Annotated in this window: 10 protein-coding genes and 1 pseudogene; 2 read left to right on the forward strand and 9 right to left on the reverse strand. The window is 69.8% G+C overall.

Annotated elements, in window-relative coordinates; genetic code table 11:
• Nucleotides 1–55: 55 nt before the first annotated feature.
• The gene (locus JOF36_RS36095; RefSeq protein ID WP_210036741.1) at nucleotides 56–628 is read left to right on the forward strand and encodes a TetR/AcrR family transcriptional regulator; all 573 of its coding nucleotides are present in this window, start codon (nucleotides 56–58) and stop codon (nucleotides 626–628) included.
• Here the strand turns inward: JOF36_RS36095 and JOF36_RS36100 are convergent.
• From JOF36_RS36100 to JOF36_RS36140, 9 genes and pseudogenes are all read right to left on the reverse strand, one after another.
• Nucleotides 600–1412 carry a ribosomal RNA small subunit methyltransferase A gene (locus JOF36_RS36100; protein ID WP_210036742.1) on the reverse strand — a complete coding sequence of 271 codons (813 nt, stop codon included), beginning with the start codon at nucleotides 1410–1412 and terminating at the stop codon, nucleotides 600–602. The genes JOF36_RS36095 and JOF36_RS36100 overlap by 29 nt on opposite strands.
• Before the next feature lie 153 nt (nucleotides 1413–1565).
• Complete coding sequence (locus tag JOF36_RS41650) at nucleotides 1566–2756, reverse strand: IS3 family transposase (protein ID WP_210036743.1); 1191 nt, start codon at nucleotides 2754–2756, stop codon at nucleotides 1566–1568.
• The gene (locus JOF36_RS36110; RefSeq protein WP_210026741.1) at nucleotides 2753–3064 is read right to left on the reverse strand and encodes a transposase; all 312 of its coding nucleotides are present in this window, start codon (nucleotides 3062–3064) and stop codon (nucleotides 2753–2755) included. Before JOF36_RS36110 ends, JOF36_RS41650 begins: the two co-directional genes overlap by 4 nt.
• A 67-nt stretch (nucleotides 3065–3131) precedes the next feature.
• Nucleotides 3132–3599: a hypothetical protein gene (locus JOF36_RS36115; RefSeq protein WP_210036744.1), complete on the reverse strand. Its 468-nt coding sequence runs from the start codon at nucleotides 3597–3599 to the stop codon at nucleotides 3132–3134.
• Complete coding sequence (locus JOF36_RS36120) at nucleotides 3596–4723, reverse strand: tyrosine-type recombinase/integrase (protein ID WP_210036745.1); 1128 nt, start codon at nucleotides 4721–4723, stop codon at nucleotides 3596–3598. The genes JOF36_RS36115 and JOF36_RS36120 overlap by 4 nt, the downstream gene beginning before the upstream one ends.
• 56 nt (nucleotides 4724–4779) lie before the next feature.
• A complete protein-coding gene (gene istB / locus JOF36_RS36125; RefSeq protein WP_210025094.1) occupies nucleotides 4780–5562 on the reverse strand; it encodes an IS21-like element helper ATPase IstB in 783 nt (260 codons plus the stop codon).
• Nucleotides 5559–6248, reverse strand: a pseudogene (locus tag JOF36_RS36130) (Mu transposase domain-containing protein); the annotation flags it as partial. The pseudogene JOF36_RS36130 and the gene istB, both read right to left, overlap by 4 nt.
• Before the next feature lie 74 nt (nucleotides 6249–6322).
• Nucleotides 6323–7261, reverse strand: coding sequence for a recombinase family protein (locus JOF36_RS36135; RefSeq protein ID WP_094928610.1), 939 nt, complete (start codon nucleotides 7259–7261; stop codon nucleotides 6323–6325).
• A 776-nt stretch (nucleotides 7262–8037) separates the two neighbouring features.
• Entirely contained in the window at nucleotides 8038–9351 is a 1314-nt protein-coding gene (locus JOF36_RS36140; protein WP_103380686.1) for an ISL3 family transposase, read from the reverse strand.
• Between the two features lie 165 nt (nucleotides 9352–9516).
• Here JOF36_RS36140 and JOF36_RS36145 point away from each other — a divergent pair.
• Nucleotides 9517–9730: class I SAM-dependent methyltransferase (locus JOF36_RS36145; protein WP_210036747.1), on the forward strand; the 214-nt coding region annotated here is incomplete at its 3' end.

Raw genomic sequence — 9730 nt, forward strand, 5'->3', positions numbered from 1 at the left:
GCGCGCCGGCGAGCGGCGGACTCGACGACGACCGGCAGGCGAGGAGAGTAGGGACATGCCAGCGCAGACCGGCTCCCGGGCGCAGAACAAGGCCGAGACCCGGCTCGCGATCCAGCGCGCCGCTGTCGAGCTGTTCGAGGAGAGGGGCTATGACGCGACTACTGTGGACGACATTGCCCGCCGGGCCGACGTGGCGCCACGCACCTTCTTCCGCTACTTCCCCAACAAGGAGCTGACCCTCTTCAGCGAGGACATCTCCGGCAGGCTCGCCACGCTCGTCACCGAGGCTCCCGCCGAACTCGACGTGCTGACCGCACTGCGCTGGGCCGTCACGAAGCTGATGGACTACGAGTCCACGCCGCTGGACCGCCGCCGTCAGGACCTGCGCCGCAGGTACAGCGAGCGGCCCGCCATCGAGCGCCACCTCGCCCACCTATACGACATGCTCGGCACCCGGCTGCGTGACGCCTTCGCTGCCCGCCTCGGCGACGGCAACGTCGGGGACCTCCGGCCCGACGTCGCCGTCGCCGTCTACTTCGGGCTGGCCAGGGAGTTCGCCAAGGGGGAGCGGCCGGCCCCCGAGCTGATCGAGCGATGGTTCACCGCCGTGACCTCCCTGACCTCCTAGATCCTGGCCGCTGCGGCGCGGCCGCTCGGTGCAGTGAGACCCAGTGCTCCGCTGTGAGGTCTCGCGCCCGCACCGTGTCAGGCAGGCCCTCGTTCGCGGCCCAGCGCCGCGGCGCGGGTACCGCGTCGCGCACCGCAGGCACGAGCCGGTCTCCGCGGAACGCCGCCGTCACGAGGCGCTGGTAGGCGGCCCGCTCGCGGGACGGCACGAGCGCGGTGGCGCGCCGGGTCAGCAGCAGGATCCCGCCGTCCACACTCGGCCGTGGCCGAAACGCCGCCGACGGTACGCGGCCCCCGAGTGCGAATTCATACCAAGGCCACCAACTCGCGGTGAGCAACGTAGTGCCGCCGACCGCGGCCCGCTTGCGTGCCACCTCCCACTGCAGCAGTAGCACCGCAGTCCGCCAAGCCCGCTGCCCGAGGAGGTGACGCACTAGCGGCGACGTGATGCCGAACGGGACGTTGGAGACGACGTGGTGCGGCGCGTCGAGCCGGTAGGACAGCATGTCGCCCCGCACGACGTGGGCGCGATTTCGGAACCGGCCGCGTAGTCGCTCCACCCGGCGCGGGTCGATCTCGACGACCGTCACGTTCTTCGGACGGTCCGCGACCAGTCGGTCGGTGATCACGCCGTCGCCGGGGCCCAGCTCGACCACAGGCAACGGATCCCGCGGCACGTAGCCGGTGAGGCGGTCGACGACGCGGGGATCGACAAGGAAGTTCTGACCGAGTTCATGGGGACCGCCAACATCGCGGCGGCGGCCCGGGTTGGCCCCAGCGGGCATGATTACCTGCGCTTCGCATCGATCGGACGATTACGTCGATCGGGGCGACACGTGCACGGCCGGACGGCCGGTGATCAGCGGTGTGACGCCCCGGGAGCGCTACGAACCCGCCCGTAGATGCTGCAAGCCATGGAACTCACGGTACCAAGCCGCTCAGCGCCAGCCTTGCCCCACTGGCAAACAGATGGCAGAGATGCCAGGTTCTGGGAGTTGGTGAACAACGACCCGAAGATCGCGCAGAGGGCAGGGTGGCGGGGCGAGCCTTGGCGTGAGCAGCCAGATCAGCATCAGCCCCGTCGCGCCGTTGGCCAGTTCGAGACCGTCGAACCGGAACTCGGCGACGATCAGAATCACCGCTCGGACGGTCCTCCCGGCCCCCAGGTTGAGCAGCATTTCACCTTGGGCGGGCAGGGCGCCCCTGAGGTTCCCCCGGTTTCGCGGAGTCCGGGTTATCTGTGATCGTCGCGCTGGGCGCGATGGTAGGCGTCCTCGTACTCGTCGGGTGAGAGCCCGCCGAGCCCGGCCTGGATCCGGCGGGGGTTGTACCAGCCGTCGATGTAGCGCAGCAGGGCGTGCTCTGCCTCGGCACGGGTGGCGAACGTCGTGCCCGGCCAGTAGACGAGCTCGACCTTGAGCGTGGACCACAGGTTCTCCGCGAGAGCAGTCGTAACTGTCGCCTGTGGACCCGGTCGAGGGCGCGACACCGGCGTCGACCAGGCGCTGGGTGAACCGCAGCGCCGTGTACTGGGCACCCTTGTCGCTATGGAAGATCAACTCGCCGGAGCACACCGATCGAGAGCGCAGCGCATGATCCAGGGCGGCGAGCACCAACGCAGTGGTCGCCCGCTCACCGGTGGCCCAGCCGACGACCCGGTTGGCGAACGCGTCGCGCACGCTGGCCAGCCACAACACGCCCTCCCCGGTGACCAGCCGCGTCAGGTCCGCCACCCAGAGCCGGTTCGGCACGTCGGCCCGGAAGTCGCGCTCGACCCGGTCCGGGGCGGCGGTGTGGTTCGGGTCCTGCCGGGTCGAGCCGTGGCGCCAGCCCCGGCGCAGGTGCGCACCCTGCAACCCGTGCTCACGCATGATCCGCTCGATGCGCTTACGCCCGACCCGCACGCCCTGGCGACGCAGCTCCAGCCACACCCGCGGCGAGCCGTAGGTGGCGGCGAACTCGCTGACGCTGCGCACCTTGACGATCTGCTCGAGCAGCCCGGCGTCGTCGAGCTCGCGCCGGCTCGGGGCGGTCTGACGGGCTCGCCAGTCGTAGTAGGTCGAGGCCGGGATGCCCAGGACCCGCAGTACGAGACCGGCCGGGAAGCCATGGGCGTCGATGAAGCTCATGACCACCTCCGGGTCGGGCCGATCTCGCTGGCGAAATACGCACTCGCCGCGCGCAGGACCTCGTTGACCCGCCGCAGCTCAGCGTTCTCGGCCGCCAGCCGCCGGTTCTCCTCGACCATGTCAGTGCTTGGGCGGTCATGCCGTTCGCCGGCATCGGCCTCGGCCTGACGGACCCAGTTCCGCAGGGCCTCGGGGTGCACGTTGAGCTGTTCGGCCAGCCGCTTGAACGACGGCCGCGGCTCGGACTGTCGATACAGCCGAACCGCCCGTTCCCGCAGCTCATCGGGGTACTTCCTCGGTGCTGCCAACAGAGCTTCCTTCCCAGTCCCTAACCATGGGACCAGTCTTCAAAGACTCCGGCGAAGCGGGGGAAGCTCACGGGGACGGTGCAGGCTGGCTGGCGCACCAGCCGTCCCAGTCAGGGCAACCCGCACGCTCCCACGCGCCGGCGTGCCGCGGGCATAAGCGGTTGCGGCGGTGCGCGTGGTTGCAGCCGGCTACCGCGCAGGCCGGCACCGCGGGCACCTCGGCGCGCAGGCGTTGCTCGGCAGGCTCGAGCCATCTCGCCAGATCCGGTCGGCCCGCCTCTCTCCACCATGCGTGGTGCCGTTGGCACAGGCCGATCCGGGTCCGGCGGACGGCGGCCGGGCAGGACGGCAGCGCACAGGTGGCGGTGAAGAACACCACGCTGTCTGGGTCGGGGATGAAGACGTCGTTGCGGAACTCTGGGCGCACCGCGCTCAGTAGCCGCTCCAGCAGCACCCTGGCACCAGGACGACCCGCGTCGGCCCCACCGGCTCTGATGCCCCCGGCTGCGTTCCCGCTGGGCATGGTCTTGCTCACTCGTTCCTCCCCGGTCTCGCCCACCCCTCGGGGGCTCCCTCGGTGTTGGTGGCCTCGGGTGCACTGGTGTCCAGCGCGCCTGCCGCGACCAGGAGCGCTCGATGATCCTCGACATTCAGGTGGGAGTAGGCCGCGGTGGTGGTCTGGACGTCGGCATGCCCGAGCAGATCGGCGACGACATGCGCCTGGACCCCGCGGCGCAGCAGGGCGGTGGCGTAGGTGTGTCGGGCCACGTGCGGGGTGAAGAAGTCCAATCCGGTTCGGACGCGCAACTGCCGGACCAGCCGGTAGACGTTCGCCGCCGTCATCGGTGCTCCCACCACGGGTGCGAACAGGTTGACGAATACGTAGTCGCAGTCTCGCGGCCCGTACTCCAGCTCCATGTAGTCGGCGTAGAGGTCGAACAGCGAAGTGGGTACTGGCACCCGGCGCCGCTTGAGGCCCTTGACCCGAGCCTGGTTGACGTTGTCCTCCCGCGGGACAACCTCGACGTCCCCGGTGCGCAGGTGAAGATCGGCGTGCCGTAGCCCGAGTGCTTCGCCCAGGCGCAGCCCCGATTCCACCAGCAGCTGGATCAGGAACCGGTCCCGCGCCCGGTCACACGCCTCCACAAGCGCGTTGACCTGCTGTTCGGTCAACGTCTTCGGGGGCTTGCGCGGCACGTGCACCCGCAGCGGGCTGTACGCCTGCTCACCGCGCCGACCGCGATGAAGGTGGGCCAGCAGCGGGACCTGCGGTCCAAGCCCACGCCCGCCGATCTGCTCGCCCAACAGCGGCGCGACCCCCCGATCCCGGCGGGCGTGGAACCGGTAGAACGCCGCGATGGATGCACGTTTGCGTTGTAGTGTCGCCGGGGCCAACGCCGCCGGGACGCCCGGCAGCACGAACACATCCTCTCGCCGCGCCTGACGCGGGCGGCGGAGCCAGTCGAAGAACTGCGCCAGCTGCTCCAGGCTCACCCTCGCGAACTCCAAGCCTCGCTGATCGAGCCACTCGAAATAGTCCCGCAGGTCATGGGCATAGCCGGCGATCGTGTTCGGCGACAACCGCCTCACCAGCGTCGCGTGGGCCAGGAAGTCCTCGACCGGGCCTACCGGAAGCCCGTTCAGGCCGACGACTGTCAATGGCCAGTTTGTGGTCCCCGCTGGTGGCCGGGTGAAAGTCCCCGGTCCGGGGTTGTTCAGCTGGTGTTGATGGCGGCTCCCTTCTTCGCGTTTCGGGCTTCGCGCATGCGGTAGGAGTCGCCGCTGGTGACGACGACCTGGGCGTGGTGCAGGAGCCGGTCGAGCAGGCTGACCGCGGTGGTGTGTTCGGGCATGAACCGCCCCCATCGGTCGAAGGGCCAGTGGGAGCTGATGGCGAGGCTGCGGCGTTCGTAGGCGGCGGCGACGAGCCGGAACAGCAGTTGGGCGGCGGTGTCGTCGAGTGGGGCGAACCCGATCTCGTCGATGATGATCAGGTCATGGCGCAGTGTGTGGTCGATGAGTCGGCCGACGGAGTTGTCGGCCAGGCCGCGGTAGAGCGCTTCGACCAGGTCGGCGGCGGTGAAGTAGCGGACCCGGTGCCCGGCCTCGACCGCCGCCGTGCCAAGCGCGACGAGCAGATGCGACTTCCCGGTGCCGGCCGGGCCGACCAGGGCGAGGTTCTCCGGGGCGCGGATCCATTCCAGCGAGGCGAGGTAGTCGAACGTGGCCTGGGGGATCGAGGAGGCGGACAGGTCGAACTCGTCGAGGGTCTTGGCGACCGGGAACCCGGCCGCCTTGCGCCGGTTGGCGATGTTGGAGGCGTCCCGGGCGGCGACCTCGGCCTCGACCAGGACCCGCAGCAGCTCCTCAGGACGCCAGCGCTGGGTGCGGGCGGTGAGCAGCAGCTCCGGCGCGAGGCGGCGCATCGCGGCGAGCTTGAGTCGTTTGAGCCCGGCCTCGAGGTCCGCGTCGAGCGCCGGGGGCTTGCTCGCAGTCATGACGCATCACCCTCGACGACACCGCCGGCGGGTGTGGCGGTGTCGGTGAAGACGGCGTAGTCGGTCAGCGAGCGGGTCGGGACCGCGGGCAGCTCGACCACCAACGCCTGCCCGGCCGGTTGGGGTCTCGGTGCGGCAGCGCCGGCGGCGAGGATGGACCGGACGTCCTCGGCCCGCCAACGACGGAACGCCGTCGCTCGGGCCAGCGCGTCGAGCAGAGCCTGTTCGCCGTGAGCCTGGCCGAGTGCGAGGAGCTCGCCGAGCTCGGTGCCCAGGCGGGCCGATCCGGCTGCGACAGCACCGGTCAGGAACGCCTGCGCGGCGGGCCCGAGTGCGCAGAACGTCTTCTCGTCAGCGGTCTTCGGGCGGGCCGCCCGAACCGGAGTCGTGGGGCGCGGCCCGCCGTAGTGGGCGTCGATCACCGACGCCTCGCCCGGCCCGACCAGGCGGTGCTCGGCCAACACCACCCCGGCCCCGGCAACTGCGCCGACCCTGCCGCCGGGTGTGGCGGTGGACAGGATGGTGAGGCGGTCGGCGTGGGTGCGGACCTCGACCCGGGTGCCGATCGCGGTGGTGGGGACCGAGTAGCGGGCCGACCCGAACCTCACGCAGGACAACCGGTCGACTTTGCGGATCACCGCCGGGCCGGTGATCCGAGGGCGCAGCGACGGGAGCCCGCCCAAGACGGGGTGCCGTTAAGGAACGTGTCACCAGGGGCGAAGTAGGTCGCGACCTCGGCTCGTCGCCTTGGGCTGATGGGCTACAGCGTCAGGTACTCGCGGATCTTGCCGCGCTGGTGCGGGCGCGGGTCGCCGAGGGCGATGCCCAGGGTGGGTAGCTGCCTGGCGATCTGTAGGTCGGTCAGGGGCGGGCCGACCGGGACATCGGCGTAGCCACGGTCGTCGTCGCTCCACGCGGAGGGCTCGCCGGTGACGGCGCGGACGCGGGCCACGACGCCGTCGACGACGTAGACCATCGCGCGGAGCCGGGTCCGGCGGGCCGGGGCGATGGGGAACCACTTGCGGTCGGCCTCGAGCTGGAACTTCTCGCCGGCGCCGGTCTCGCCGTAGCGCCGCTGTGTGTGGTCGACTTTCGGGCGGCTATTGCGGTAGATGATCAGGGCGCAGTCGCGGCCGTCGCCGTGGGCGTGCAGCGCCCGGTAGAGGGTGCTGCGCCCGACCCGGAAGGTGTCGGCGATCTGGTCGACGGTGTGCTGGCCGGTGTCATACATCTGCTGGGCGGTGTCGAGCTGACGTGCCGAGAGCGCCGCGGGCCGTCCGCCGACCCGGCCGCGGGCCCGCGCGGCGGCGAGGCCGTCGAGGGTGCCGTCGACGATCATCTCGCGGTCGTACTCGGCCAGGGCGGCCAGGAAGTGGAACACCAGCCGCCCCCCGGGGGTGGAGGTGTCGATGCCCTGTTCGAGCACCACGAAGTCGACCTGTCCGTCGCCGAAGCGGCGCACGAGGTCGAGCAGGTGCTGCTGGGAGCGCCCGATGCGCTTGAGCCGGGTGACCACCACCTCGTCGCCGGGGACCAGGAGGCCGAGCAGGGTGTCGAGTTTCGGTCGGGAGGCGAGCTTGCCGGAGACCTTTTCGACGAACAGGTTCTCGGGCGGGACGCCGGCGGCGACCAGGGCGTCGGTCTGGTGGTCGGTGTTCTGCTCGCGGGTGGAGACCCGCGCGTACCCGTAGCGCGTCACGACACGAGTCCCCTTAACCCTGATCGGGCCAGTTCCGAGATGTTGATTTCGGTACCGAGTTGCAGGCTGGATCTTAGCTGGGTGTCCGGTCGGGCGCTGAATGAGTCTCGGTAACGATCGTTTCCGGGACTGATGGCCTCAAGTACATAACCACGGTGACGCCGATCAGCGCACCGGCGAGGTAGAAGCTGTCGGGCGGTGCTCGTCGAGCACGACGCCTCAGATCAGGGGCCGGCCACGGCGATGCCGCAGCAGGCGGCCAGGGCGCACTCAAGGACGGAGTCGGGAGCGCGCAGACGAGGGGCATCGCGCATGGGCTGGAACGCGATCTTGGCGTGCGCCTGGCTGCAGACGTCTCAGGCCAGTTGCGCAGCTTTCCTGCGCATGTCGCGTTCGGACGTGCGCAATTGAATTGTGGGCAATCCCGCAAGGGTGAGGTGCGTGGCCGATCTGCTGATCATTGGTGTTCGCACTCTCTGTAGCCGGAAACGATCTCCAGCCCGCGGGCGCAAGGTCCATTCGAGCGAAGCAATAAGAGAGAAGAAAGATCGACTACTGCGGTCGTTGCCCGAAACGGGCGACTAGGTTGACTGAGGGCAAATTCTAGGTGGACAGTCTATAACTTCGAGGCGCCGACCGCGTCAGCCGGTCGATCACTGGGGCCTGTTCTCCGATCCACTCAGCACGATGGGAGACGTATTGGACACCACCGATCTTTTATTGCGGCAGCAAGAGTATTACGACGGGCGGGCAGCGGATTGGCGGCTCTTCCGGATCTAGAGTGCGAGGGCTCCGCAGTGCAGTAGCGACCGGATGCGGTAGTTGATCAGGTTGCGGAAGCCCAGGGCGTTGCGACGGAGTGCTTCGAGCCGGCCGTTGATGGCCTCGGTCGGGCCGTTGGAGGCTCGGTGCTCGAAGTAGGCCAGGACGTCGTCTCGGCGCCGGTGCAGCGTCCGTCCGAGGGTGGCAAGCTCGTCGAGCCCGGCCGGTAGCCCGCTGCGGATCCGGTCGATGACCGCGGTGAGTGCGGCCTTGCCGCGGCGGCGGTCAGCGGCGGCGTAGGCGGCGATGATCTGCTGGTAGGCCCACCAGGTGACCTCGACCGCGACGTGCTCGTCGGCGGCGAACACCGTCTCGAGCCGAGATCTCTGTTTGTCGGTGAGCAGTGCGAGGCGGGTCCGCAGGGTGCGGCGTGCCCGGTAGAGCGGGTCACCGGTGCGGCCGCGGTGGCCGAGGGTGTCCTGTTGGATGCGTTGGCGACACAGGTCGAGCTTGTGCCCGGCCAGGGCGACGACGTGGAACGGGTCCATCACCGTGACCGCGTCCGGGACCGCGTCGGTGGCGGCGTTCTTGTAGCCGCCGAACCCGTCCATCGCCACGACCTGGACTGCGTCGCGGAATCCCTGGTCTCGGGCCTCGAGCCAGGTCCTCATCGCCGCCGCCGAGCGGCCCGGGACCAGGTCGAGCAGTCGCGCACGACCCTGCCCCGCGACGACCGCGGTGAGGTCGGTGATCACGGTGACGAACCCGTCCCCGTCGGCGCCGAACACGTGCGCCCACTTGTGTTCGTCGACTCCGACCACCCGGACTCCGTCGAGTCGGGCGGGGCCGGCGGACAGCAAGAGCTGCTCGGTCGCGGTGACCGCGACGTTGTTCACGGTGTCCCAACTGCGGCCGAGTTCGCGGGCGACCGCGGCGACGGTGACCTTGTCGATCGCCAAGCGCCGCAACACATACTCCGCGCACCGCCGAGTGGTCGACGCACCGCGGCGGGCCAACCGGCTGCTGTCGTGGGCGAAAATCTCGCGGGCGCAGCCGCCGTGGACACAGCGGTAGCGCGGCACCCGCACGCGCAGCTGCAACGGATGTCCGACCACCGGAACATCGCTGACGCGGCGCTCGACGCTGTCGCGGTAGATCCCGACCAGCCCGCACCCGGGGCACGTGCCGGGCCCGTCGGTGAGCAGGTCGCACCACAACACCGTGACCTCGCCGCGCAGGGCGGCATCGGTGATCCGCACCCCGAGCTCAACGGTACGGATGATCGTGTCGGCCACGATCTGGGCAGGCGGGCACGTAGGCTGCGACATCGGGTCCCCGGGATCGTTGCTGATGTTGGCGTAGGAACCGTCATCATCAACTTCTCGGGGCCCGCCTCACCGCAGCGACACGACCCCAACCTCGCGGTCCGTCACGCCCTCACCTGCACTCCATTTCCGGAAGAGCCGGATTGGCAGCGGTGGATCACTCGCTACATGCGCCCCGTCGAAGGGGAGATCAGCAAGCTCCTGTCGGAGCTACCACTCGATGGTCACGTGCTCGACATGGCTTGCGGGACAGGCTACTGGACAGCGCAGCTGGCCAGCCGTGCGAGCACGGTGACGGCCCTCGACGGGTCGAAGCCGATGCTGGAGCAGATCGCCCATCGCGGCCTGAGCAACGTCAACACCGTGCACGCAGACCTGTTCA

The sequence above is a fragment of the Pseudonocardia parietis genome, assembly GCF_017876315.1.
Classification (GTDB): Bacteria; Actinomycetota; Actinomycetes; order Mycobacteriales; family Pseudonocardiaceae; genus Pseudonocardia; species Pseudonocardia parietis.